The following is a 26,324-nucleotide window of genomic DNA, read 5'->3' on the forward strand; positions in this document are numbered from 1 at the left end:
CATGCTAAAAATTGCTGATACGACTTTCACTTCCCGACTGTTTACTGGAACGGGTAAATTCTCCAGCGCGTCGGTTATGCAGCAGGCGATTGTTGCCTCCGGCACGCAGTTGGTGACGATGGCCATGAAACGCGTTGACCTCAAGCGCGGCGGCGACGATATTTTACGCCCGCTTCAAGAGCTAGGCCTGCACCTGTTGCCCAATACTTCGGGCGCGAAAACGGCCGAAGAGGCGGTATTTGCCGCCCAGTTGGCCCGCGAGGCGTTGGGGACATGCTGGATTAAACTCGAGATCCACCCCGACCTCAAATATTTGCTGCCCGATGCGGTAGAAACCCTTAAGGCCGCCGAAATACTGGTCAAACAGGGCTTCGTGGTACTGCCGTATTGCAGCGCCGACCCGGTGCTGTGTAAACGCCTCGAAGAGGTCGGCTGTGCGGCGGTGATGCCTCTTGGCGCACCGATTGGTTCCAATCAGGGGCTGCAAACGCGTGAGTTCCTGCGCATTATTATTGAACAGACCAAGGTGCCGGTAGTAGTGGATGCCGGTATCGGTGCGCCAAGCCAGGCGGCCGAGGCGCTTGAACTGGGTGCCGATGCCGTGCTGGTCAATACCGCCATTGCGGTTGCTGGCAACCCGGTGGCGATGGCGACGGCGTTCAGGCTCGCCGTCGAGGCGGGGCAGTTAGCAAAGGAGAGCGGTCTGGGCGGTAAATCGGCGCGCGCTAATCCTTCCAGCCCGCTGACGCAGTTTCTGGAGAGCGTCGGACCATGAAAGACTATCAAGGCACGGGCTTTCAGCAGCATTGGCAAACGCTAGACTGGGACGACATCTCTCTACGCATTAACAGCAAAACAGCGGCCGACGTTGAGCGCGCCCTCAACGCCCCGCGCGTCAGCCGTGAAGATTTTATGGCGCTTATCTCCCCGGCAGCCATTAACTACCTCGAGCCTATGGCGCAGAAGGCACAGCAGTTAACGCGTCAGCGCTTCGGCAATACGGTGAGCTTTTTTGCCCCGCTCTATCTCTCCAACCTCTGCGCGAACGAATGCACCTACTGTGGTTTCTCGATGAGCAACAAGATCAAGCGCAAAACGCTGGACGAGATTGAGATAGAGAAAGAGTGCGAGGCGCTGAATGCGCTTGGCTTCAAGCATTTGCTGCTGGTCACCGGTGAGCACAAAACCAAGGTCGGGATGCCCTATTTTCGCCGCCATTTTCCGGCCATCCGTGGTCATTTTAGTTCGCTGATGATTGAGGTGCAGCCGCTGGAGCAGGACGAATACGCCGAGCTGAAAACGTTGGGTCTCGACGGCGTACTGGTGTATCAGGAAACCTATCATGCCCCCACCTACGCGTTGCATCACCTGCGTGGACAGAAGCAGGATTTCTTCTGGCGGCTGGAGACGCCTGACCGGCTCGGGCGTGCGGGAATCGACAAGATTGGCCTGGGGGCGCTGTTTGGGCTCTCGAACAACTGGCGGACCGACAGCTACATGGTGGCCGAACACCTGTTCTATTTGCAGCAGACGTATTGGCAGAGCCGCTATTCGGTGGCGTTTCCGCGTTTACGCCCCTGTGCCGGTGGCATTGAGCCAGCGTCAATACTGGATGAGCGGCAGTTGGTGCAGCTGATTTGTGCCTTCAGGCTGTTTGCGCCTGACGTCGAGCTTTCACTGTCGACTCGTGAATCCCCCTATTTCCGCGACCACGTTATTCCGGTAGCGATCACCACCGTCAGCGCGGGTTCTAAAACCCAGCCCGGCGGTTATGCCGAAGATGATAAACCCGAGCTGGAACAGTTCGAGCCGCACGACAATCGACCACCAGCACGCGTCGCCGAGGCGCTCACGCAGGCAGGTTTACAGCCGGTATGGAAGGACTGGGATCAGCATCTAGGAAGAAGTCTTTAATCAGCGGATATTAGGTAATGCTTTATCCAATAGAATTCAAATTGCAGGCAGGCGGCAAGCGAGCCGAGTCCCGATGAGCTGACACAGGTCAGTGATTCGGGCGAGTGAGCGCAGGTAACGCATCTGCGGTTTGAAAGATGAAGGATAAATGAAGGGCAAAAAAAAACCGCTCAATAAAGAGCGGTTTTTATTTTGGTCACCCGGAAGAATTAATCTTCGCTGCTACCAAAACCAGCGTTCAGCAGCTCGGCCAGGTTTGCCGTTGCTTCGTCCGCGCTAACTTGCGGTACAACTGGCACTTCGCCCAGAGCTTTACGGCGTGCACGTTCCTGGTGATAAGCGTAACCGGTACCGGCTGGGATCAGACGGCCCACGATGACGTTCTCTTTCAGGCCGCGCAGTTCATCACGTTTACCTGCAACAGCAGCTTCGGTAAGAACGCGCGTCGTTTCCTGGAACGATGCCGCGGAGATGAAGGACTCGGTCGCCAAGGATGCCTTGGTGATACCCAGCAGGTCACGGCTGTAAGTTGCCGCGATTTTGCCTTCAGCTTCCAGCTGACGGTTAGCGATTTTAACGCGAGACATTTCTGCCTGCTCGCCTTCCAGGAAGTCGGTGCCGCCCGCGCTAACGATGGTGCCTTTACGCAGCATCTGACGAACGATAACTTCGATGTGTTTATCGTTAATCTTAACGCCTTGCAGACGGTAAACTTCCTGCACTTCGTTGGTGATGTAACGGGTAACCGCATGAACACCACGCAGACGCAGAATGTCGTGCGGAGACTCTGGGCCGTCGGATACGACGTCACCACGTTCCACAACTTCACCCTCGAACACGTTCAGCTGACGCCATTTAGGGATCATTTCTTCGTAAGCATCGCTGCCATCCAACGGAGAAATTACCAGACGACGTTTGCCTTTGGTCTCTTTACCGAAGGAGATGATCCCGCTGATTTCAGCAAGGATTGCAGGCTCTTTCGGACGACGCGCTTCGAACAGGTCAGCAACGCGTGGCAGACCACCGGTGATGTCCTTGGTACCGCTGGATTCCTGAGGAATACGCGCCAAGGTGTCACCTGAGTGAATCTGAGTACCATCTTCCAGCTGTACAATCGCTTTACCTGGCAGGAAGTATTGAGCAGGCATATCAGTACCTGGAATCAATACGTCGTTGCCTTTGGCATCAACGATTTTCAGCGCTGGACGCAGGTCTTTACCACCGGTGCTACGCTCTGCCGAGTCCAGAACCACCAGAGAAGACAAACCGGTAAGGTCGTCTGTCTGACGGGTAATGGTCAGGGTATCAACCATATCGGTAAAGCGAATGAAACCACTCACTTCACTGATGACTGGCATGGTGTGCGGATCCCAGTTAGCCACGGTTTCGCCGCCGTTAACTGCCTGACCGTCACCTTTACCCATTACGGAGCCGTAAGGCACTTTATAGCTTTCTTTGGTACGACCGAATTCGTCGATCAATTTCAGCTCGGTGTTACGAGAAGTGATAACCAGTTTGCCGTTAGCATTAGTAACGTGCTTGTGGTTGCTCAGCTTAATCGTACCGGTGTTTTTAACCTGAATGCTGGACTCTGCTGCCGCACGAGATGCCGCACCACCGATGTGGAACGTACGCATCGTCAGCTGTGTACCTGGCTCACCGATTGACTGTGCTGCAATAACGCCGATCGCTTCACCTTTGTTGATGATGTGACCACGTGCCAGGTCGCGACCGTAGCAGTTTGCACACACACCAAAGTCGGTTTCACAACTTACAACAGAACGCACTTTCACGCTGTCGACAGAGTTCTCTTCTAACAGATCACACGTCTTCTCGTGAAGCAGGGTGTTACGCGGAACAAGAATGTCCGCAGTACCCGGCTTGAGGATGTCTTCAGCCGTTACACGACCCAATACACGCTCACGCAGTGGCTCTTTAACGTCGCCGCCTTCGATGACCGGAGTCATCATGATACCTTCGTGGGTACCACAGTCGTCTTCGGTAACAACCAGGTCCTGTGCCACGTCAACCAGACGACGGGTCAGATAACCGGAGTTTGCCGTTTTCAGTGCGGTATCCGCCAAGCCTTTACGAGCACCGTGGGTCGAGATGAAGTACTGGAGTACGTTCAGACCTTCACGGAAGTTCGCGGTGATTGGCGTTTCAATGATGGAACCGTCTGGCTTGGCCATCAGACCACGCATACCGGCAAGCTGACGAATCTGTGCAGGTGAACCACGCGCACCAGAGTCGGCCATCATAAAGATACTGTTGAAGGAAACCTGCTGCTCGGTCACGCCGTCACGGTTGACAACATCTTCGACAGACAGGTTTTCCATCATTGCCTTCGCAACACGTTCGTTTGCTGCGGCCCAGATATCGATAACCTTGTTGTAGCGTTCGCCAGCGGTTACCAGACCAGACTGGAACTGCTCTTGAATCTCTGCAACTTCGGTTTCTGCTTCATCGATGATCTCTGCTTTCTTAGCAGGGATTACCATGTCATCGATACCTACAGACACACCAGAGCGTGCTGCATAGGCAAAACCGGTGTACATGGTCTGGTCAGCAAAAATAACGGTCGGCTTCAGGCCCAAAATGCGGTAACAGGTGTTCAGCATTTTGGAGATAGCTTTTTTGCCCAAAGGCTGGTTAACGATAGAGTACGGCAGACCTGTTGGTACGATCATCCACAGGATGGCGCGGCCGATAGTCGTATCGATAATTGAAGTACGGTGAGTGACTTCGCCTTCGGTGTTCTTGATCTCTTCTGTGATACGCACTTTTACGCGTGCGTGCAGAGAGGCAAGACCCGCGCGGTAAACACGCTCAGCTTCCTTCGGACCCGTCAGTACCATGCCTTCGCCTTTGGCGTTAACACAGTCACGGGTCATGTAGTACAGACCCAATACAACGTCCTGTGAAGGAACGATGATTGGCTCGCCGTTCGCTGGTGACAGGATGTTGTTGGTAGACATCATCAGGGCACGCGCTTCCAGCTGAGCTTCAAGCGTCAGCGGAACGTGTACTGCCATCTGGTCACCATCGAAGTCGGCGTTATATGCCGCACAAACCAGCGGGTGAAGCTGGATTGCCTTACCTTCGATCAGAACAGGTTCAAACGCCTGGATACCCAAACGGTGCAGGGTTGGTGCACGGTTCAGCAGTACCGGGTGTTCGCGGATAACTTCGTCCAGGATATCCCAAACGACAGCTTCTTCGCGCTCAACCATCTTCTTGGCGGCTTTAATGGTGGTAGCGAGACCACGCAGTTCAAGCTTGCCGTAGATGAACGGTTTGAACAGCTCAAGAGCCATTTTCTTCGGCAGACCACACTGGTGCAGACGCAGGTATGGACCTACGGTGATAACGGAACGACCTGAATAGTCGACACGTTTACCCAGCAAGTTCTGACGGAAACGACCCTGTTTACCTTTAATCATGTCTGCCAGAGATTTCAGCGGACGCTTGTTAGAGCCGGTAATTGCACGACCGCGACGGCCATTATCCAGCAAAGCATCTACCGCTTCTTGCAGCATACGTTTTTCGTTACGTACGATGATGTCTGGCGCAGCCAGGTCAAGCAGGCGTTTCAAACGGTTGTTACGGTTGATCACGCGACGATACAGATCGTTCAGATCCGACGTTGCGAAACGACCACCGTCCAACGGAACCAATGGACGCAAGTCTGGCGGCAGTACCGGCAGCACGGTCAGGATCATCCACTCTGGCTTGTTGCCAGACTGTACGAACGCTTCCAGCAGCTTGATACGCTTGGTCAGCTTCTTACGCTTGGTTTCAGAGTTGGTTTCGTTCAGCTCTTCACGCAGCTGCTCGCACTCTTGCTCCAGGTCCATGTTTTTCAACAGGGCCTGAATCGCCTCGGCACCCATCTTCGCGTCGAATTCGTCACCAAACTCTTCCAGCGCGTCGAGATACTGCTCTTCAGTCAGGATCTGACGGCGTTCCAGGTTGGTCATACCGCCTTCGATAACCACATAGGATTCGAAGTACAGTACACGTTCGATGTCACGCAGAGGCATATCCAGCAGCAAACCGATGCGCGATGGCAAAGATTTCAGGAACCAGATGTGCGCAGTTGGCGAAGCCAGCTCGATGTGGCCCATACGCTCACGGCGTACTTTGGTCTGGGTCACTTCAACGCCACACTTCTCGCAGATCACGCCGCGATGTTTTAAACGCTTGTACTTACCGCACAGGCATTCGTAATCTTTTACTGGTCCGAAAATACGGGCACAGAAAAGGCCGTCACGTTCTGGTTTGAACGTACGGTAGTTAATGGTTTCTGGCTTCTTAACTTCACCAAAAGACCAAGAACGGATCATGTCTGGCGATGCCAGAGCAATTTTGATCGCATCAAACTCTTCGGTCTTAGTTTGCGCTTTCAGAAACTTTAGTAAGTCTTTCACGGATTGGCTCCCGTCGGGTTAGACCTGTTAGGCACCTGACTATTGGTAAACAGGCAGGTACCCCTGTGACCACGGTGATTGCGAGTGTTCCTGCGATATTCCAAGTTGCAGGCGCGTTTTCCGCCTTCCTGCAACTCGAAATAGTTCGTGCAAACTTACTCGTCTTCCAGCTCGATGTTGATACCCAGCGAGCGGATCTCTTTCAACAATACGTTGAAGGATTCCGGCATGCCCGGTTCCATACGATGATCGCCATCCACGATGTTTTTATACATCTTGGTACGGCCGTTAACGTCATCGGACTTCACGGTCAGCATTTCCTGCAGGGTATACGCGGCACCATATGCTTCAAGTGCCCACACTTCCATCTCACCGAAGCGCTGACCACCGAACTGCGCCTTACCACCCAGCGGCTGCTGAGTAACGAGGCTGTAAGAACCGGTAGAACGCGCGTGCATCTTGTCATCAACAAGGTGGTTCAGTTTCAGCATGTACATGTAGCCGACGGTAACCTGGCGCTCGAATTGCTCGCCGGTACGGCCGTCAAACAGTGTAATCTGACCTGAGGTCGGAATACCGCCCATCTCAAGCAGCTGCTTGATTTCAGTCTCTTTCGCACCGTCGAAGACTGGCGTCGCGATTGGCATACCTTTTTTCAGGTTTTCAGCCAGACGCAATACTTCGTCATCGGTGAAGGTGTTCAGGTCGACTTTCTGACGAACGTCATCGCCCAGATCGTACGCTTTCTGGATGAACTCGCGCAGCTTAGAAACTTCTTCGTGTTTCTTCAGCATAGCATTGATTTTTTCACCAATGCCCTTCGCGGCCATACCCAAGTGGGTTTCCAGAATCTGACCGATGTTCATACGAGATGGTACGCCCAGCGGGTTCAGTACGATGTCTACCGGCGTGCCGTTTTCATCGTAAGGCATATCTTCGATCGGGTTGATCTTGGAGATAACACCTTTGTTACCGTGACGACCAGCCATCTTGTCACCCGGTTGAATCTGACGTTTAACGGCCAGATACACTTTAACGATTTTCAGCACGCCTGGTGCCAGATCATCGCCCTGGGTTATCTTACGACGCTTAGCTTCGAGTTTTTTCTCAAACTCTGACTTCAGCTCGTCGTACTGCTCGGCCAGCTGTTCCAGCTGATTTTGTTTCTCTTCGTCGGTCAGCGACAGTTCCAACCAGCGATCGCGTGGCAGTTTAGCAAGCTTCTCAGCTTCAATACCGCCAGCAACCAGCGCTGAGTGGATACGTGCAAACAGGCCTGCTTCCAGGATCTGCAGCTCTTCAGTCAGGTCTTTCTTAGCCTGCTTCAGCTGCATGTCTTCGATTTCCAACGCACGTTTGTCTTTTTCCACGCCATCGCGGGTAAAGACCTGAACGTCGATAATCGTGCCTGACACGCCGTTTGGTACACGCAGAGAAGAGTCTTTAACGTCAGACGCTTTCTCACCGAAGATAGCGCGCAGCAGTTTCTCTTCTGGAGTCAGCTGAGTTTCGCCTTTAGGCGTCACTTTACCCACCAGAATGTCACCACCGGTCACTTCAGCACCGATATAAACGATACCTGACTCATCCAGCTTGGACAGTGCCGCTTCACCCACGTTAGGGATGTCGGCAGTAATCTCTTCCGGCCCCAGCTTGGTGTCACGAGACACACACGCCAGTTCCTGGATGTGGATGGTAGTGAATCGGTCTTCCTGAACAACACGCTCTGACACCAAGATGGAGTCTTCGAAGTTGTAACCGTTCCAAGGCATGAACGCGACGCGCATGTTTTGGCCCAGCGCCAGCTCGCCCAGGTCTGTTGATGGGCCATCTGCCAGCACGTCGCCGCGCTCGATTGGCTCACCCAGATTCACACACGGCATCTGGTTGATGCAGGTGTTCTGGTTAGAACGGGTGTATTTGGTCAGGTTATAAATGTCGATACCTGCTTCGCCCGGGTACATCTCGTCTTCGTTAACACGGATTACGATACGGGATGCATCCACGTACTGAACAATACCGCCACGTTTAGCAACGGCGGTAACGCCGGAGTCAACCGCTACAGCACGTTCCATACCGGTACCCACCAACGGCTTGTCAGCACGCAGAGTAGGTACAGCCTGACGTTGCATGTTCGCACCCATCAATGCACGGTTGGCGTCATCGTGTTCCAGGAATGGAATCAGTGAAGCACCAACGGATACAACCTGCTGGGTAGATACGTCCATATAGTCAACCTGGTCGCGGCTAAACAGGCTTGATTCGCCTTTGCTACGACAGGTAACCAGGTCTTCAATGAAGCGGCCTTCTTCGTCCAGGTTGGAGTTCGCCTGGGCGATAACGAAGTTGCCTTCTTCAATAGCAGACAGATAGTTAATTTCATCGGTAACGATGCCATCACGCACGCGGCGGTAAGGCGTTTCGAGGAAACCATACTCGTTGGTCTGTGCATAAACAGACAAGGAGTTGATCAGACCGATGTTTGGACCTTCTGGCGTTTCGATTGGACATACGCGACCGTAGTGAGTCGGGTGTACGTCTCGAACTTCAAAGCCAGCACGTTCACGGGTCAAACCGCCCGGGCCCAATGCAGAGATACGACGCTTGTGCGTTATCTCGGACAACGGGTTGTTCTGGTCCATAAATTGTGAAAGCTGGCTTGAGCCGAAGAACTCTTTCACCGCCGCCGAAATTGGCTTGGCGTTGATCATGTCCTGAGGCATCAGGGTGTCGAGGTCGCCCAGAGACAGACGCTCTTTAACCGCACGCTCAACGCGAACCAGACCTACGCGGAACTGGTTTTCAGCCATCTCGCCGACTGAACGAATACGACGGTTGCCCAAGTGGTCGATGTCGTCCACTTCGCCAATACCGTTACGGATATCGATCAGTTTTTTCATGACCTGAATGATGTCGTCTTTGCTCAGGATGCCTGAACCTTCGATTTCATCACGCAGCAGAGAACGGTTGAACTTCATACGACCTACAGCAGACAGGTCGTAACGATCTTCAGAGAAGAACAGGTTCTCAAACAGGCTTTCAGCAGCTTCGCGCGTTGGCGGCTCACCAGGACGCATCATGCGGTAGATCTCAACCAGAGCGCTCAAGCGATCGCTGGTTGGGTCGACGCGCACGGTCTCGGAGATATAAGCACCGTGGTCCAGATCATTGGTGAACAGCGTTTCGATGGTCTTGTGTCCGGCCTGGCTAAGCTTCGCCAGCAGGTCCAGAGACAATTCCATGTTCGCAGGGACAATCAGCTCACCGGTATTGGTATCGATGTAGTCTTTAGCGACCACTTTCCCTGCGATGTACTCAACAGGAACTTCGATGCGCTGAATGTCGTCTTTTTCAAGCTGACGAATATGACGTGCAGTGATGCGGCGGCCTTTTTCAACATAGACTTTGCCGTCAGCTTCGATATCGAAAGAAGCTGTTTCACCGCGCAGGCGCTCAGGTACCAGCTCCATCTGCAACTTGTTGTCGCGGATCTGGTAGATAACCTTGTCAAAGAACAGGTCAAGGATCTGTTCTGTGGTGTAGTTCAGTGCACGCAGAATGATGGTCGCTGGCAGTTTGCGGCGACGGTCAATACGTACAAACAGGTTGTCTTTCGGGTCAAACTCGAAATCCAACCATGAACCGCGGTAAGGGATGATACGTGCGTTATACAGCACTTTACCCGATGAGTGGGTCTTACCCTTATCGCTGTCGAAGAATACGCCTGGACTACGGTGAAGCTGAGATACGATAACCCTCTCAGTACCGTTAATCACGAAGGTACCATTTTCGGTCATGAGCGGAATTTCGCCCATATAGACTTCTTGTTCTTTGATGTCTTTGACCGTACCTTCCGGTGCTTCGCGCTCGTAGATGACCAGACGCAGTTTCACGCGCAGTGGCGCGGAATACGTTACACCGCGGATCTGGCATTCTTTAACGTCGAATACCGGCTCACCAAGACGGTAGCTAACGTATTGCAGCTCAGAGTTTCCGCTGTAGCTCTTGATAGGAAATACGGAACGGAATGCTGCTTCCAGACCGTACTGGCCTTCCGAGTCTTGCTCGATGAACTTCTGGAACGAGTCAAGCTGGATAGAAAGGAGATAAGGAATATCCAGAACTTGTGGACGTTTCCCAAAATCCTTACGGATGCGTTTCTTTTCGGTATAGGAGTAAACCATAGGGTTCCTCAGCTCGCTGATCAGTGACCCAATCTTGTCTGTCCGGATGGACAGTTCATGCAACACCATTTCTGTCGATCGGAAAGTTGAATTACTTTCCGCAATACTCGTTTCTATCGCTCTTAAATCATTTCGTTGCGCATTATCCCTGGATGAGCCAGAGCAAGCGGCGGCAATATATTAAGTAGGTAGATAGAAATAAATATTGGAGTAGTTCAGTGGTCAAACAGTGTGAAACACCACTGACACTCTATAGCGCAAAAAGGCTGGTGACTAAAAAGTCACCAGCCATCAGTCTGTTAATTAAAACAGACTGCACTCAGAAAGCAGTGGCTTATTTAACTTCAACTTCAGCGCCAGCTTCTTCCAGAGCTTTTTTCAGTGCTTCAGCGTCGTCTTTGCTGATGCCTTCTTTCAGAGCTGCTGGTGCAGATTCAACCAGGTCTTTAGCTTCTTTCAGGCCCAGACCAGTTGCGCCACGTACAGCTTTGATTACAGCAACTTTGTTCGCGCCGATACCTTTCAGTACAACGTCGAATTCAGTTTTTTCTTCTACAGCTTCAGCAGCGGCAGCAGGGCCAGCAACAGCAGCAGCAGCAGAAACGCCGAATTTTTCTTCCATCGCAGCGATCAGTTCTACGATTTCCATTACAGACAGAGCTGCAACGCCTTCAATGATTTGGTCTTTAGTGATAGACATGTCGATTTGTTCCTAGAAAACAGAAATAGTTTATACGTAAGCGTAACGTGAAAAGAAATAAAGTTGCTGATTAAGCAGCAGTAGCTTCTTTCTGATCGCGCAGAGCAGCCAGAGTGCGAACCAATTTGCCTGCAGAGGCTTCTTTCATGGTTGCCATCAGGCGTGCGATTGCTTCATCGTAAGTAGGCAGAGTTGCCAGACGATCGATTTGATCAGCTGGAATGAACTCACCTTCAAAGGCCGCAGCTTTAACCTCGAACTTAGCGTTCGCTTTAGCGAAATCTTTGAACAGACGGGCAGCAGCGCCTGGGTGTTCATGAGAAAACGCGATCAAGGTTGGACCAACAAACGTGTCTTTCAGGCACTCGAATGGAGTACCTTCAACGACGCGGCGCATCAGGGTGTTACGAACAACACGCATGTAAACGCCAGCTTCACGACCTGCTTTACGCAGTTCAGTCATTTTATCTACAGTAACGCCACGGGAATCCGCAACAACCGCAGACAGCGCGCCTTTGGCTACTTCGTTGACTTCAGCAACAATCGCTTGTTTGTCTTGAAGATTTAATGCCATTAGCTTTAGCTCCTGGATTTAGCCGGGGAAAATCCCCGGAACTCACATCACTTATCCCCGGGATCGGAGATAAGCGTTCAAACACGGTGAGCAGAGAATCCAGCAAAACTATTCTTAAAAAGAAAAATTTTTATTCAGGCTCTGTCACCGTCTACGCAGGAAATATTAAGTCTCTGACGAGACTCCTGCGGTCTTGGACGGAGGCCTGGATAGGCCAGGCTCCAACCGAAAAATTCTTGGTTTCGTGTTACCGAAACACTATCGCTTTTTATAAAACGAACGGGGGATAGATTTTAGACAAATCTATCGCCCACGTAAAGCGATAAAAGCAAACTGTGCTTACTCTAACTTTAAAAGTTAGGCAACAGTTGCTGAAAGGCCGCTCTGATCAACAGCAACGCCAGCGCCCATGGTAGTGGACAGGCTTACTTTCTTGATGAAAACGCCTTTAGCCTGAGAAGGCTTGGCTTTCTTCAACGCAACCAGCAGTGCTTCCAAGTTTTCTTTCAGCTTATCAGCGTCGAAGTCAACTTTACCGATGGTGGTGTGAATGATGCCGTTTTTGTCGTTACGGTAACGAACCTGACCTGCTTTAGCGTTCTTAACCGCTTCAGCAACGTTAGGAGTTACAGTACCAACTTTCGGGTTTGGCATCAGGCCGCGTGGACCAAGAACCTGGCCCAATTGACCTACAACGCGCATTGCATCTGGAGATGCGATAACAACGTCGAAGTTCATTTCGCCTTTCTTGATCTGGTCAGCCAGATCTTCCATACCTACCAGTTCAGCGCCGGCAGCTTTAGCAGCTTCAGCGTTTGCGCCCTGGGTAAATACGGCAACGCGTACAGAACGACCGGTGCCGTGTGGCAGAACGGTTGCGCCGCGAACGTTTTGGTCAGATTTACGTGCATCGATGCCGAGGTTAACAGCAACGTCTACGCTTTCTACGAATTTAGCAGTAGCCAGCTCTTTGAGCAGGGCAACAGCTTCGTTGATGTCGTACTGTTTGGTAGACTCAACTTTGTCACGGATCACGCGCATGCGCTTGGTCAGCTTGGCCATTTCTTATCCCTCTACTACCAGGCCCATGGAACGAGCAGTACCTTCGATGGAGCGAACCATTGCTTCCACGTCAGAACCAGTCATGTCCGCAGCTTTGGTTTCTGCGATTTCACGAACCTGAGCACTCGTTACTTTACCCACTTTGTCTTTGTTCGGCTTGCCGGAACCAGACTTGATACCAGCCGCTTTCTTCAGCAGAACTGCTGCTGGAGGGGTCTTGGTAACGAAGGTGAAAGAACGGTCAGAGTAAACGGTAATAACAACAGGGATCGGCAGACCTTTCTCAAGACTTTCAGTCTTGGCGTTGAAAGCCTTACAGAATTCCATGATGTTAACACCTTGCTGACCCAGTGCCGGACCAACCGGTGGACTTGGGTTAGCAGAGCCAGCTGCAACCTGCAGCTTGACGTAGGCTTGTACTTTCTTTGCCATGTTAATTTCCTCAGTTGGGTATTAGCGCCTGTTTGAAGAGGCTCCCCGTGATTTTTGATAGCTTTCGCTCTCGATACATTACGTATCAGTTTTTAGGCTAACGCCAATGTCGTCGTCACTCTCAAGGACTGCCGTTCAACATTTTTGCCGAGCATAAAAACAAAAGGCGCGAAATTATAGTTTAATTTCGCGCCTCATACAACACCTGAAACAGGTTATTTTATAATCTCTGCTCAAGAGCAAGATTGAAGGAGATTAGCCCTTCTCGACCTGTCCGAAGTCCAGTTCAACCGGTGTAGCACGGCCAAAGATGGAAACGGAAACTTTCAGGCGGCTTTTTTCGTAGTCCACTTCCTCGACAACGCCGTTGAAGTCTGCAAACGGACCATCGTTGACACGTACCAGCTCGCCCGGCTCGAACATCGTTTTCGGACGAGGCTTGTCACCCACTTGCTGCAGGCGATTCATGATAGCGTCAACTTCTTTATCGCTAATCGGTGCTGGTCGGTCCGAGGTCCCGCCGATGAAACCCATCACGCGCGGAACGCTGCGAACGAGGTGCCAGCTGGCGTCGTTCATCACCATCTGAACCAGCACATAACCCGGGAAGAATTTGCGCTCGCTTTTGCGACGCTGCCCACCGCGGATTTCAACGACTTCCTCGGTTGGAACCATCACTTCGCCGAACAACTCTTCCATGTCGTGCAATTTGATGTGCTCACGCAGCGACTGAGCCACGCGGCCTTCAAATCCAGAAAACGCCTGAACGACGTACCAACGTTTTTTAGGTGCTTCAGACATTTTAGAACCTCAAGCCAGTAATGAAGGATACCAGACGGACCAGAATACCATCCAGGCCCCAAAGAATCAGTGACATTACCGCAGTTACAGCTGCCACGATCAGAGTGGTATGCAATGTTTCCTGGCGTGTAGGCCAAATTACTTTACGTACTTCAGTACGTGCTTCGCGCGCAAACGCGACAGTTGCTTTGCCTTTAATGGTCATCAGCGCAACTGCACCAGCAATAGCGATGATAACGACAACTGCCAACGCACGTAACGGCAGGCTGTATGCACGGTAATAATAGTTACCGACAATAGCTACGACCAGTAAAACGGCTACGACAATCCACTTAACCGCTTCCAGGCCGCGCCCGCTCCCTTGAGCCTCGGTATTCGCACTCATAAACCAACCCGTCACAATGAATCAGAACAAACAACTTTGCCTCGCATTGCGAGGCAAACCAAACCGAATGTAGGCGAGAACGTACGCTCGGTGTTTACGCTATCTCTAGAGCCTATCTCACCAATGATTATGACTGAAAAATCGCTGATGAGATAGGTTCTGGCGCTATAGCGTAGAAAAAAGGGCATCGAATGATGCCCTTTTAGTGTGTGTTGCGTCAACGTAAAGTGACAAAAAACTATCAGCGATTAAGCGATAACTTTAGCAACAACACCAGCACCCACGGTACGGCCGCCTTCACGGATTGCGAAACGCAGACCGTCGTCCATCGCGATTGGGTGGATCAGGGTAACAACCATGTTCACGTTGTCACCAGGCATTACCATCTCAACGCCTTCTGGCAGTTCGATGGTACCGGTCACGTCAGTTGTACGGAAGTAGAACTGTGGACGGTAGCCTTTGAAGAACGGAGTATGACGACCGCCTTCATCTTTGCTCAGGATATAAACTTCTGAGTCAAATTTGGTGTGTGGTTTGATTGAACCTGGTTTAGCCAGAACCTGACCACGTTCGATGTCTTCACGCTTGATACCACGCAGCAGAACACCAACGTTCTCGCCTGCACGACCTTCGTCCAGCAGTTTACGGAACATTTCAACGCCAGTACAAGTAGACTTAACAGTGTCCTTGATACCCACGATTTCAACTTCTTCACCAACTTTAACGATACCGCGCTCAACACGACCGGTAACAACGGTACCACGACCGGAGATGGAGAATACGTCTTCGATTGGCAGCAGGAACGGCTTGTCGATAGCGCGCTCTGGTTCTGGGATGTAAGAATCCAGGAAACCAGCCAGTTCGATGATTTTAGCTTCCCACTCTGGCTCGCCTTCCAGTGCTTTCAGCGCTGAACCACGAACAACTGGCAGGTCATCACCAGGGAAGTCATAAGCAGACAGAAGTTCACGAACTTCCATTTCTACCAGTTCCAGCAGCTCTTCATCATCAACCATGTCACATTTGTTCATGAATACGATGATGAAAGGAACGCCAACCTGACGACCCAGCAGGATGTGCTCACGAGTCTGTGGCATAGGGCCATCAGTCGCAGCAACAACCAGGATAGCGCCGTCCATCTGAGCAGCACCGGTGATCATGTTTTTAACGTAGTCGGCGTGCCCTGGGCAGTCAACGTGCGCGTAGTGACGTGATGGGGTGTCATACTCAACGTGGGAAGTGTTGATGGTGATACCACGTGCTTTTTCTTCTGGTGCGTTATCGATCTGGTCGAATGCACGAGCAGAACCGCCGTAGGTTTTAGCCAGAACGGTGGTGATAGCAGCAGTCAGGGTAGTTTTGCCGTGGTCAACGTGGCCGATAGTACCAACGTTGACGTGCGGTTTAGAACGTTCAAACTTTTCTTTAGACATCGATTGTCCCTCTGAGACACGGTTAGATCGGTGGTATCACCACATCAACCAAGCAATTGCTTGTTTGAATTAAGTTTCAGAAGAAAATCAGGGAGGGAAGAATTTAGAAGTGGTGCTGATAGGCAGATTCGAACTGCCGACCTCACCCTTACCAAGGGTGCGCTCTACCAACTGAGCTATATCAGCACATCTAGTTAGTTGGAGCGGGCAGTGGGAATCGAACCCACATCATCAGCTTGGAAGGCTGAGGTAATAGCCATTATACGATGCCCGCATCCTAGAACCCGGCTACCTGATTTTTCTGAAGAACATCAAGGTGGGGACAAGGCGATGAAACACTTAATTCCGCACCTTCACCTCAAGACCCGCACTATTTCATTTGACTGAATGTTTGGAGACTCAAGGTTATAAACTTTCATCTTTCACTCTGCAGGCTGGTCGATTCGGCTACTGCCGTTTCTACCTCGCAGAGGAAGATGGTGGTGGGGGAAGGATTCGAACCTTCGAAGTCGATGACGGCAGATTTACAGTCTGCTCCCTTTGGCCGCTCGGGAACCCCACCTAATTGTTAAAGTACTTGATGGTGCCGGCTACCGGAATCGAACTGGTGACCTACTGATTACAAGTCAGTTGCTCTACCAACTGAGCTAAGCCGGCATCAAGTGCTGCGCATTCTAGGGGGACTTGGCAGGTCATGCAACAAAAAAATTGCGATAATTGTTCTTTCGGTCATGTTTTATTCAAAAAGGTGTTTTTAGCCCCCTTTTGACCTGTTTATCGCTTAAAGAGCAGCCAGTTGGGCACGTTTTTTGAACAGCGGTTTTCCGGCTTTCTTCGCAGGAAAGCAAAATCGTGAGAAAAAAGATCGTTTATTTTTATCTTCGCCCCTAAAAAATGAGTCCCCCCTGCACCAGGAAAGTGATCTGTCGCACAGTTTTGCGCCACTTCTTGCCCCATGTCTCTCGTCATCGCCTGTAATTTAAGGATTCTTCTCTTTGGCGCGCTTATTGCTTAGCAAGAGTTAGCTTAAATTTATCCTCATCCCATACTCCCACGTCCTCTACGGAGAAGTGATTATGAAAATTGTCCTGCTCAATGCCGCTACATTACCGATTTATCGCGATGAGCTGACACCGCTGCTGCTTGAGGCTGACACGTCAGACTCTGCACCAGAAGCTGAAGCATTCTTTCACGAGCTGCGTGCGGCGCTCTCACGCAATCAGCGGCTACTGTGGATAGCGCGCGATGAACACGGCGTAATAGGGACCGTTCAGCTCGACCTCGACGCAGAGAAGCCTTCAGATCAGTGTGGGACTGTCTCGACGCTGGTCGTAGATAGCACAGCGAGACGACGCGGCGTAGGCAAGCAGCTAATGCGCGAGCTAGAGAATACCGCCTTTACTCTTCGTCGGGGATTGTTGTCGCTAGATATAGAAGCAGGCACTCCGGCGGAAGCTTTTTATCGTGCTCAGGGTTACCGTTGCTCGGGAAAACGCACCTCAAACCATCAGGAATCTTACTCTTCGCGGCAGGGTGAAATGGTTTATTACAAACGTCTGATACCGAGTGCCCCCTTGCCACACGAGTTTGCGAACTAGAAAATATAACATTGTATTAACATGATGTTATGTGCGGATCCTCTCTTACGATAGGGGCGGGTTCCCCCTTCCCTGCTTTCAGAAGTTCTCAAAAATCTTTTAACTCAATCAAAGAAATCGATAAGTTAATAAGAAAATTGTCTACGCTCACAGGCAAGCTGTCTATAATGGCCAGCTGGTTTACTGTCTGGAGTTGGCGTGGAACGCCTTTCCTGACCTGCGCTAACGGGCAGACTTTAACTTATGAAGAAAAGAGACTTATCTTTGGCAACCCCATACCTACAGTTCGACAGAACTCAGTGGGCAGCCCTACGTGACTCAGTTCCATTAACGCTCAAAGAAGCGGAAATTATGAAACTGAAAGGCATAAACGAGGACCTGTCTCTTGAAGAAGTAGCGCAGATTTACCTGCCGCTTTCACGTCTGTTAAATTTCTATATCAGTTCAAACCTCCGTCGTCAGGCTGTTCTCGAGCAGTTCCTGGGCACCGATGGCCAGAAAATTCCTTACGTCATTGGCATCGCAGGCAGCGTCGCCGTTGGCAAAAGCACCACAGCTCGTCTCCTGCAAGCGCTACTGAGCCGCTGGCCAGAGCACCGTAGCGTCGAGCTTATCACCACAGATGGCTTCCTTTATCCCAATAAGACGTTAAATGAGCGTGGGATCATGAAGAAGAAAGGCTTCCCGCAGTCTTATGATATCCATCAGCTGGTTAAGTTTGTTTCTGAAGTGAAGTCGGGGGCCAAAAATGTCAGTGCCCCGGTGTATTCGCATCTTATCTATGACGTGATACCCGATGGCAACAAAGTCATTAATCAGCCGGATATTTTAATCCTGGAAGGGCTGAACGTATTGCAAAGCGGGATGGACTATCCGCACGACCCGCATCGCGTATTTGTTTCGGATTTCGTTGATTTCTCTATTTATGTCGACGCACCGGAAGACTTATTACAGAGCTGGTATATCAATCGCTTTCTTAAATTCCGTCAGGGCGCATTTTCCGATCCCGACAGTTATTTCCATCATTATTCCAAGCTCCCAGAAGCCGAAGCCGTGCAGATCGCAACCGGCCTGTGGAATGAAATTAATGGATTGAATTTAAAAGAAAATATCTTACCAACCCGTGAGCGCGCTAGCCTCATCATGACCAAAAGTGCGAATCACGCAGTCGAGAGTGTGCGATTACGTAAATAGATTACGCGGTGCTGTTTAGGGAGGGTCACACGTATAAAAGAGGGAACTCACGGTCCCCTTTTTTATATTTGATGAAAACTTATCTACCGCGAAGAGATATTTCACCACCGATAAAGGTCTTAATTTCTCCGTCAATCTCGAGCAATAAAGCGCCCTGCTGATCGATACCGCGCTCAATACCGTGGATCTCTTTATCACCAATAAGCAGTTTAACCGGCCTGTCGAGGAAGTTATCCAGATTGCGCCAACGTGGAATAAATGACGCCAGCCCCTCCTGTTCAAACTTGCGTAGTGCACCGCGCAACTCTTTCAGCAGTGTAACGGTAAGCTCGTTGCGATCGATGTCGATACCCGCTTCCTGCAGGTTAATCCAGCCCTGATTAATCACATCTGCCGCAGGTTCACGCATACGCAGATTAATGCCCGCGCCAATAACCAGATGCGCCGCATCCCCGGTTTTCCCCGTTAACTCCACCAGTATTCCCGCTAGCTTACGATCTTTCAGGTAAAGGTCGTTGGGCCACTTCACGCGTACATCTTCCGCGCCTAAATGCTGCATGACTTCGCCCATCACGATGCCGATAACCAGACTCAGGCCCATTGCTGCCGCTGGCCCCTGATCCAACTTCCAGTACATGGAAAGATAGAGATTGGAACCGAAAGGCGAGAACCACCTACGACCGCGACGCCCTCGCCCCTCCTGCTGATATTCAGCAACGCAGGCATCGCCAGAGTTCAGCTCGTGAATACGATCCTGCAAATATTGATTCGTCGAATCAATGACCGGGAGAACGTCAACGTTCCCTTCAGGCAAAGCGGCCAGAATCTTGTCACTGTCTAACAGCTGTATCGAGGCTGGTAGACGATAGCCTTTGCCCGGTACGGTAAAGATGTCCAATCCCCAGTCTCGGACGGTCTGAATATGTTTATTGATCGCCGCACGGCTCATGCCTAATTCGGTTCCGAGCTGTTCACCCGAATGAAATTCTCCGTCGGAGAGTATCGAAATCAGACGCAGCGGTACCGTAATATCTTTCATGATAAGGCCTCAACCGCATTCACTTCACCCTGCGCCGAGATAAAGCGAACCTCAGGCTCTAACCATACGGAAAACTTCTCGGCAACGGTATCACGGACATAGCTTGCAAGCGCCAACACATCGGCGCTGGTGGCGTTGTGTTGGTTAATCAACACTAAAGCTTGCTGCTGATGAACGGCCGCCCCGCCGATATTGAATCCTTTAAGTCCAGCATTCTCAACCAGCCAGCCGGCAGCGAGTTTCACGTTGCCATCATGCTGCGGGTAAACAGGCATGTTAGGGTATTCAGCAAGCAGCGCATTGACGCGTTTGGCATCCACGATTGGGTTTTTATAGAAGCTGCCGGCATTCCCGGTTTTCGCGGGATCGGGTAATTTACTGCGCCGCATGGCGCAAACTGACTCAAATATTTGTTGAGGTGTGACGGTTGTAGGATCCATGCGGGTCAAATCACCATAGGTCAGCTTAGGCTGCCAATCTTTTTGCAGGCGTAAACCGACAGCGATGATGGCATATCCGTCACGGTAAGAATGCTTGAAAATGCTCTCACGGTAGCCAAACAGACAGTCGATAGCCGATAAACGCATCACTTCCCCGCTCTCAAGATTGAGCACATCAACATAATTACACAGGCTTTGTAGCTCAATACCGTATGCACCGATATTTTGAATTGGGGCAGAACCCACGCATCCCGGGATTAGTGCCAGATTTTCCAGCCCAGCGATGTTGTTTTCCAGAGTGTGACAAACCAGTTGGTGCCAGTTTTCTCCAGCACCTACGTGTAGCAGCCATTCGCTGTCGGTTTGCGTAATATCGATGCCTTTAAGGCGATTTACGGCAACGATCCCTGCAAAGTTTTCCAGAAATAGAACGTTACTGCCTTCGCCGAGGAGCAATAGAGGCTGATGATTTTTTTGGGCAAGGTGCCAGGCTTCGGTCAGATGCTCACTACGCGTTGCGGTGATAATTTGTGATGCCTGCGCGTCGATAGCGAAGGTATTAAGATTTTTTAGTGATGTGTCGTGACTCGACATAACGCAGTTTACTCGCTCATTCGTGGCTTAATTAGCTCTAGTTTACCCGATCCTACCGAGGGTGACGCGAATGTTTTTAGGTACCGTAAGGCGAAAATGGTCAGTAAACGCGCACAAAAAGGCCCCTGTCGTCAGACAGGGGCCTTCTCTTGAACTGGAATTTCTTAAATTACCGACGAGAAAAAGCCCCAGTCTTTCGACTAGGGCTTGTTCTTTATTTGATGCCTGGCAGTTCCCTACTCTCGCATGGGGAGACCCCACACTACCATCGGCGCTACGGCGTTTCACTTCTGAGTTCGGCATGGGGTCAGGTGGGACCACCGCGCTACTGCCGCCAGGCAAATTCTGTTTCATCCCAACCGCTTTCCACATTCCTGCAGGCCGCCATCAGAACCAATCTTTGAACAAGCTGATTTCTTGAAACTTTCGTCTCGTCTCTCTAAAACACCTTCGGTGTTGTAAGGTTAAGCCTCTCGGGTCATTAGTACTGGTTAGCTCAATGCATCGCTGCACTTACACACCCAGCCTATCAACGTCTTAGTCTTAAACGTCCCTTCAGGGAGCTCGAAGCTCCAGGGAAGACTCATCTTGAGGCAAGTTTCGCGCTTAGATGCTTTCAGCGCTTATCTTTTCCGCATTTAGCTACCGGGCAATGCCATTGGCATGACAACCCGAACACCAGTGATGCGTCCACTCCGGTCCTCTCGTACTAGGAGCAGCCCCTCTCAATCTTCCAACGCCCACGGCAGATAGGGACCGAACTGTCTCACGACGTTCTAAACCCAGCTCGCGTACCACTTTAAACGGCGAACAGCCGTACCCTTGGGACCTACTTCAGCCCCAGGATGTGATGAGCCGACATCGAGGTGCCAAACACCGCCGTCGATATGAACTCTTGGGCGGTATCAGCCTGTTATCCCCGGAGTACCTTTTATCCGTTGAGCGATGGCCCTTCCATTCAGAACCACCGGATCACTATGACCTACTTTCGTACCTGCTCGAGCCGTCACTCTCGCAGTCAAGCTAGCTTATGCCATTGCACTAACCTCACGATGTCCGACCGTGATTAGCTAACCTTCGTGCTCCTCCGTTACTCTTTAGGAGGAGACCGCCCCAGTCAAACTACCCACCAGACACTGTCCTCACCCCAGATTATGGGGCCGAGTTAGAACATCAAACATTAAAGGGTGGTATTTCAAGGTTGGCTCCACGCAGACTGGCGTCCACGCTTCAAAGCCTCCCACCTATCCTACACATCAAGGCTCAATGTTCAGTGTCAAGCTATAGTAAAGGTTCACGGGGTCTTTCCGTCTTGCCGCGGGTACACTGCATCTTCACAGCGAGTTCAATTTCACTGAGTCTCGGGTGGAGACAGCCTGGCCATCATTACGCCATTCGTGCAGGTCGGAACTTACCCGACAAGGAATTTCGCTACCTTAGGACCGTTATAGTTACGGCCGCCGTTTACCGGGGCTTCGATCAAGAGCTTCTCCTTGCGGATAACCCCATCAATTAACCTTCCGGCACCGGGCAGGCGTCACACCGTATACGTCCACTTTCGTGTTTGCACAGTGCTGTGTTTTTATTAAACAGTTGCAGCCAGCTGGTATCTTCGACTGTCTTCGGCTCGGGAAGCAAGTTCCTCCACCTAGCGACAGCGTGCCTTCTCCCGAAGTTACGGCACCATTTTGCCTAGTTCCTTCACCCGAGTTCTCTCAAGCGCCTGAGTATTCTCTACCTGACCACCTGTGTCGGTTTGGGGTACGATTTAATGTTACCTGATGCTTAGAGGCTTTTCCTGGAAGTGCGGCATCAACTACTTCATCACCGTAGTGACTCGTCATCACGCCTCAGGGTTACAGTAAACCGGATTTACCAGGTCTACACCCCTACACGCTTAAACCGGGACAACCGTCGCCCGGCTAGCCTAGCCCTCTCCGTCCCCCCTTCGCAGTAACACCAAGTACAGGAATATTAACCTGTTTCCCATCGACTACGCTTTTCAGCCTCGCCTTAGGGGTCGACTCACCCTGCCCCGATTAACGTTGGACAGGAACCCTTGGTCTTCCGGCGTGCGGGTTTTTCACCCGCATTATCGTTACTTATGTCAGCATTCGCACTTCTGATACCTCCAGCAAACCTCACAGTTCACCTTCTACGGCTTACAGAACGCTCCCCTACCCAACAACGCCTAAGCGTCGCTGCCGCAGCTTCGGTGCATGGTTTAGCCCCGTTACATCTTCCGCGCAGGCCGACTCGACCAGTGAGCTATTACGCTTTCTTTAAATGATGGCTGCTTCTAAGCCAACATCCTGGCTGTCTATGCCTTCCCACATCGTTTCCCACTTAACCATGACTTTGGGACCTTAGCTGGCGGTCTGGGTTGTTTCCCTCTTCACGACGGACGTTAGCACCCGCCGTGTGTCTCCCGTGATAACATTCTTCGGTATTCGGAGTTTGCATCGAGTTGGTAAGCCGGGATGGCCCCCTAGTCGAAACAGTGCTCTACCCCCGAAGATGAGTTCACGAGGCGCTACCTAAATAGCTTTCGGGGAGAACCAGCTATCTCCCGGTTTGATTGGCCTTTCACCCCCAGCCACAAGTCATCCGCTAATTTTTCAACATTAGTCGGTTCGGTCCTCCAGTTAGTGTTACCCAACCTTCAACCTGCCCATGGCTAGATCACCGGGTTTCGGGTCTATACCTTGCAACTTGACGCCCAGTTAAGACTCGGTTTCCCTACGGCTCCCCTATACGGTTAACCTTGCTACAAAATATAAGTCGCTGACCCATTATACAAAAGGTACGCAGTCACCTAACAAGTAGGCTCCCACTGCTTGTACGTACACGGTTTCAGGTTCTATTTCACTCCCCTCGCCGGGGTTCTTTTCGCCTTTCCCTCACGGTACTGGTTCACTATCGGTCAGTCAGGAGTATTTAGCCTTGGAGGATGGTCCCCCCATATTCAGACAGGATGTCACGTGTCCCGCCCTACTCATCGAACTCACAATTCATGCGCTTTTGTGTACGGGACTATCACCCTGTACCGTGCGACCTTCCAGACGCTTCCACTAACACACAAACTGATTCAGGTTCTGGGCTGTTCCCCGTTCGCTCGCCGCTACTGGGGGAATCTCGGTTGATTTCTTTTCCTCGGGGTACTTAGATGTTTCAGTTCCCCCGGTTCGCCTCGCATGGCTATGTATTCACCATGCGATAATGTGACGTATCACATTGGGTTTCCCCATTCGGGTATCGTCGGGTATAACGGTTCATATCACCTTACCGACGCTTTTCGCAGATTAGCACGCCCTTCATCGCCTCTGACTGCCTAGGCATCCACCGTGTACGCTTAGTCGCTTAACCTCACAACCCGAAGGTGTCTTATAAACTCATAAAGAGTGACAACATTCGAGGCTGTGATTATTTGAGAGACTCTAATACAGGTGCGCATAACTCAGTACTTCTACGGAGAGTTATGTTCAGCTGTATCATTTCAATTTTTCAGCTTGTTCCAGATTGTTAAAGAGCAATATCTTAAACACGACTCGTTAAAGTCATCTTTAAGATAAATTCTGACCCGCTAAGGTACAGAGTGATAATGTCTTTCACACATTATCGGCGTGGCGTCCCCAAGGGGATTCGAACCCCTGTTACAGCCGTGAAAGGGCAGTGTCCTAGGCCTCTAGACGATGGGGACACGAAAATGCCGCACCAGGTGATAAAACCCGGCGCTTCTTTCGTATCAGCGTAAGGTTTCCCTTACTGCATCAACAGGTAGCGCTTGCTCGTTTACATCTATCAGACAATCTGTGTGGACACTGCACAATGCGTATCTTGAGGTAAGGAGGTGATCCAACCGCAGGTTCCCCTACGGTTACCTTGTTACGACTTCACCCCAGTCATGAATCACAAAGTGGTAAGCGCCCTCCCGAAGGTTAAGCTACCTACTTCTTTTGCAACCCACTCCCATGGTGTGACGGGCGGTGTGTACAAGGCCCGGGAACGTATTCACCGTAGCATTCTGATCTACGATTACTAGCGATTCCGACTTCATGGAGTCGAGTTGCAGACTCCAATCCGGACTACGACGTACTTTATGAGGTCCGCTTGCTCTCGCGAGTTCGCTTCTCTTTGTATACGCCATTGTAGCACGTGTGTAGCCCTACTCGTAAGGGCCATGATGACTTGACGTCATCCCCACCTTCCTCCGGTTTATCACCGGCAGTCTCCTTTGAGTTCCCACCATTACGTGCTGGCAACAAAGGATAAGGGTTGCGCTCGTTGCGGGACTTAACCCAACATTTCACAACACGAGCTGACGACAGCCATGCAGCACCTGTCTCAGAGTTCCCGAAGGCACTAAGCTATCTCTAGCAAATTCTCTGGATGTCAAGAGTAGGTAAGGTTCTTCGCGTTGCATCGAATTAAACCACATGCTCCACCGCTTGTGCGGGCCCCCGTCAATTCATTTGAGTTTTAACCTTGCGGCCGTACTCCCCAGGCGGTCGACTTAACGCGTTAGCTCCGGAAGCCACGCCTCAAGGGCACAACCTCCAAGTCGACATCGTTTACAGCGTGGACTACCAGGGTATCTAATCCTGTTTGCTCCCCACGCTTTCGCACCTGAGCGTCAGTCTTTGTCCAGGGGGCCGCCTTCGCCACCGGTATTCCTCCAGATCTCTACGCATTTCACCGCTACACCTGGAATTCTACCCCCCTCTACAAGACTCTAGCTTGCCAGTTTCAAATGCAGTTCCCAAGTTAAGCTCGGGGATTTCACATCTGACTTAACAAACCGCCTGCGTGCGCTTTACGCCCAGTAATTCCGATTAACGCTTGCACCCTCCGTATTACCGCGGCTGCTGGCACGGAGTTAGCCGGTGCTTCTTCTGCGAGTAACGTCAATCGCTGCAGTTATTAACTACAACGCCTTCCTCCTCGCTGAAAGTGCTTTACAACCCTAAGGCCTTCTTCACACACGCGGCATGGCTGCATCAGGCTTGCGCCCATTGTGCAATATTCCCCACTGCTGCCTCCCGTAGGAGTCTGGACCGTGTCTCAGTTCCAGTGTGGCTGGTCATCCTCTCAGACCAGCTAGGGATCGTCGCCTAGGTGAGCCATTACCCCACCTACTAGCTAATCCCATCTGGGCACATCCGATGGCGTGAGGCCCGAAGGTCCCCCACTTTGGTCTTGCGACATCATGCGGTATTAGCTACCGTTTCCAGTAGTTATCCCCCTCCATCAGGCAGTTTCCCAGACATTACTCACCCGTCCGCCGCTCGTCACCCAGAGAGCAAGCTCTCCCGTGCTACCGCTCGACTTGCATGTGTTAGGCCTGCCGCCAGCGTTCAATCTGAGCCATGATCAAACTCTTCAATTAAAAGTTCGATTTGCTGAAACAAGTTCAGCGATGCTCAAAGTTACTTCACATCATTCATAATGAATTACTGCTTGGTCACTCTAAGACTTGATATTTTTTGCCACCGAGGTGGCTGATATCGTCTTGTGAGTGCCCACACAGATTGTCTGATAAATTGT

14 protein-coding genes, 5 tRNA genes, 3 rRNA genes and 1 pseudogene are annotated in these 26,324 nt (G+C 51.2%); 4 read left to right on the forward strand and 19 right to left on the reverse strand.

What is annotated here, in order from left to right; translation table 11 throughout:
- Window position 1 precedes the first annotated feature (1 nt).
- A complete protein-coding gene (locus O1V65_RS17325) occupies window positions 2-775 on the forward strand; it encodes a thiazole synthase (protein WP_017492755.1) in 774 nt (257 codons plus the stop codon).
- Complete coding sequence (gene thiH, locus O1V65_RS17330) at window positions 772-1,914, forward strand: 2-iminoacetate synthase ThiH (protein WP_017492756.1); 1,143 nt, start codon at window positions 772-774, stop codon at window positions 1,912-1,914. The genes O1V65_RS17325 and thiH overlap by 4 nt, the downstream gene beginning before the upstream one ends.
- 209 nt (window positions 1,915-2,123) lie before the next feature.
- Here the strand turns inward: thiH and rpoC are convergent, their stop codons facing one another.
- The 13 genes from rpoC to O1V65_RS17395 form a co-directional block, all read right to left on the reverse strand.
- The gene (gene rpoC, locus O1V65_RS17335) at window positions 2,124-6,344 is read right to left on the reverse strand and encodes a DNA-directed RNA polymerase subunit beta' (RefSeq protein WP_017492757.1); all 4,221 of its coding nucleotides are present in this window, start codon (window positions 6,342-6,344) and stop codon (window positions 2,124-2,126) included.
- 155 nt (window positions 6,345-6,499) lie between these two features.
- Window positions 6,500-10,528: a DNA-directed RNA polymerase subunit beta gene (gene rpoB, locus O1V65_RS17340; RefSeq protein ID WP_017492758.1), complete on the reverse strand. Its 4,029-nt coding sequence runs from the start codon at window positions 10,526-10,528 to the stop codon at window positions 6,500-6,502.
- Between the two features lie 334 nt (window positions 10,529-10,862).
- Complete coding sequence (gene rplL / locus O1V65_RS17345; RefSeq protein WP_084913265.1) at window positions 10,863-11,228, reverse strand: 50S ribosomal protein L7/L12; 366 nt, start codon at window positions 11,226-11,228, stop codon at window positions 10,863-10,865.
- A gap of 70 nt (window positions 11,229-11,298) precedes the next feature.
- The gene (gene rplJ / locus O1V65_RS17350) at window positions 11,299-11,802 is read right to left on the reverse strand and encodes a 50S ribosomal protein L10 (RefSeq protein ID WP_009639141.1); all 504 of its coding nucleotides are present in this window, start codon (window positions 11,800-11,802) and stop codon (window positions 11,299-11,301) included.
- Window positions 11,803-12,159: 357 nt separating this feature from the next.
- Window positions 12,160-12,864, reverse strand: coding sequence for a 50S ribosomal protein L1 (rplA, locus tag O1V65_RS17355; protein WP_017492759.1), 705 nt, complete (start codon window positions 12,862-12,864; stop codon window positions 12,160-12,162).
- A 3-nt stretch (window positions 12,865-12,867) separates the two neighbouring features.
- Window positions 12,868-13,296, reverse strand: a complete 429-nt coding sequence (rplK, locus tag O1V65_RS17360; RefSeq protein WP_017492760.1) for a 50S ribosomal protein L11 — start codon at window positions 13,294-13,296, stop codon at window positions 12,868-12,870.
- A gap of 255 nt (window positions 13,297-13,551) precedes the next feature.
- Window positions 13,552-14,097, reverse strand: coding sequence for a transcription termination/antitermination protein NusG (gene nusG / locus O1V65_RS17365; protein WP_017492761.1), 546 nt, complete (start codon window positions 14,095-14,097; stop codon window positions 13,552-13,554).
- A gap of 1 nt (window position 14,098) precedes the next feature.
- Window positions 14,099-14,482 (reverse strand): preprotein translocase subunit SecE, encoded by a 384-nt coding sequence (gene secE, locus O1V65_RS17370; RefSeq protein ID WP_017492762.1) that lies wholly within the window; start codon window positions 14,480-14,482, stop codon window positions 14,099-14,101.
- A 248-nt stretch (window positions 14,483-14,730) separates the two neighbouring features.
- Window positions 14,731-15,915 (reverse strand): elongation factor Tu, encoded by a 1,185-nt coding sequence (gene tuf / locus O1V65_RS17375; protein ID WP_192504208.1) that lies wholly within the window; start codon window positions 15,913-15,915, stop codon window positions 14,731-14,733.
- A gap of 110 nt (window positions 15,916-16,025) precedes the next feature.
- Window positions 16,026-16,101 (reverse strand) — tRNA-Thr (locus tag O1V65_RS17380).
- Between the two features lie 13 nt (window positions 16,102-16,114).
- Window positions 16,115-16,189, reverse strand: a tRNA-Gly gene (locus O1V65_RS17385).
- A 203-nt stretch (window positions 16,190-16,392) separates the two neighbouring features.
- Window positions 16,393-16,477 (reverse strand) — tRNA-Tyr (locus tag O1V65_RS17390).
- Between the two features lie 19 nt (window positions 16,478-16,496).
- Window positions 16,497-16,572, reverse strand: a tRNA-Thr gene (locus O1V65_RS17395).
- A 419-nt stretch (window positions 16,573-16,991) separates the two neighbouring features.
- Here O1V65_RS17395 and O1V65_RS17400 point away from each other — a divergent pair.
- Window positions 16,992-17,513 carry a GNAT family N-acetyltransferase gene (locus O1V65_RS17400; RefSeq protein WP_017494310.1) on the forward strand — a complete coding sequence of 174 codons (522 nt, stop codon included), beginning with the start codon at window positions 16,992-16,994 and terminating at the stop codon, window positions 17,511-17,513.
- Window positions 17,514-17,756: 243 nt separating this feature from the next.
- Window positions 17,757-18,707 (forward strand): type I pantothenate kinase, encoded by a 951-nt coding sequence (gene coaA, locus O1V65_RS17405; protein WP_026110850.1) that lies wholly within the window; start codon window positions 17,757-17,759, stop codon window positions 18,705-18,707.
- 79 nt (window positions 18,708-18,786) lie between these two features.
- Here the strand turns inward: coaA and birA are convergent, their stop codons facing one another.
- From birA to O1V65_RS17435, 6 genes and pseudogenes are all read right to left on the reverse strand, one after another.
- A complete protein-coding gene (gene birA / locus O1V65_RS17410) occupies window positions 18,787-19,746 on the reverse strand; it encodes a bifunctional biotin--[acetyl-CoA-carboxylase] ligase/biotin operon repressor BirA (protein WP_017494312.1) in 960 nt (319 codons plus the stop codon).
- Window positions 19,743-20,783, reverse strand: a pseudogene (murB, locus tag O1V65_RS17415) (UDP-N-acetylmuramate dehydrogenase); the annotation flags it as partial. The gene birA and the pseudogene murB, both read right to left, overlap by 4 nt.
- Window positions 20,784-21,003: 220 nt before the next feature.
- Window positions 21,004-21,119, reverse strand: a 5S ribosomal RNA gene (gene rrf, locus O1V65_RS17420).
- Window positions 21,120-21,240: 121 nt separating this feature from the next.
- Window positions 21,241-24,146 (reverse strand): 23S ribosomal RNA (locus O1V65_RS17425).
- 258 nt (window positions 24,147-24,404) lie between these two features.
- Window positions 24,405-24,480 (reverse strand) — tRNA-Glu (locus O1V65_RS17430).
- Between the two features lie 143 nt (window positions 24,481-24,623).
- Window positions 24,624-26,166, reverse strand: a 16S ribosomal RNA gene (locus tag O1V65_RS17435).
- Together the 16S, 23S and 5S rRNA genes with 1 tRNA gene alongside form the textbook arrangement of a ribosomal RNA operon.
- Between the last annotated feature and the right edge of the window lie 158 nt (window positions 26,167-26,324).

Source organism: Rouxiella badensis (assembly GCF_026967515.2).
Lineage (GTDB): Bacteria > Pseudomonadota > Gammaproteobacteria > Enterobacterales > Enterobacteriaceae > Rouxiella > Rouxiella badensis.

Bases quoted from the DNA above. Each gene is read 5' to 3' on its own strand.
- thiH (WP_017492756.1), top strand. From the start codon at position 772: ATGAAAGACTATCAAGGCACGGGCTTTCAGCAGCATTGGCAAACGCTA.
- O1V65_RS17325 (WP_017492755.1), top strand. From the start codon at position 2: ATGCTAAAAATTGCTGATACGACTTTCACTTCCCGACTGTTTACTGGA.
- birA (WP_017494312.1), bottom strand. From the start codon at position 19,746: ATGAAAGATATTACGGTACCGCTGCGTCTGATTTCGATACTCTCCGAC.
- rplA (WP_017492759.1), bottom strand. From the start codon at position 12,864: ATGGCCAAGCTGACCAAGCGCATGCGCGTGATCCGTGACAAAGTTGAG.
- nusG (WP_017492761.1), bottom strand. From the start codon at position 14,097: ATGTCTGAAGCACCTAAAAAACGTTGGTACGTCGTTCAGGCGTTTTCT.
- rpoB (WP_017492758.1), bottom strand. From the start codon at position 10,528: ATGGTTTACTCCTATACCGAAAAGAAACGCATCCGTAAGGATTTTGGG.
- rplJ (WP_009639141.1), bottom strand. From the start codon at position 11,802: ATGGCATTAAATCTTCAAGACAAACAAGCGATTGTTGCTGAAGTCAAC.
- secE (WP_017492762.1), bottom strand. From the start codon at position 14,482: ATGAGTGCGAATACCGAGGCTCAAGGGAGCGGGCGCGGCCTGGAAGCG.
- coaA (WP_026110850.1), top strand. From the start codon at position 17,757: ATGAAGAAAAGAGACTTATCTTTGGCAACCCCATACCTACAGTTCGAC.
- O1V65_RS17400 (WP_017494310.1), top strand. From the start codon at position 16,992: ATGAAAATTGTCCTGCTCAATGCCGCTACATTACCGATTTATCGCGAT.
- rplK (WP_017492760.1), bottom strand. From the start codon at position 13,296: ATGGCAAAGAAAGTACAAGCCTACGTCAAGCTGCAGGTTGCAGCTGGC.
- rplL (WP_084913265.1), bottom strand. From the start codon at position 11,228: ATGTCTATCACTAAAGACCAAATCATTGAAGGCGTTGCAGCTCTGTCT.
- tuf (WP_192504208.1), bottom strand. From the start codon at position 15,915: ATGTCTAAAGAAAAGTTTGAACGTTCTAAACCGCACGTCAACGTTGGT.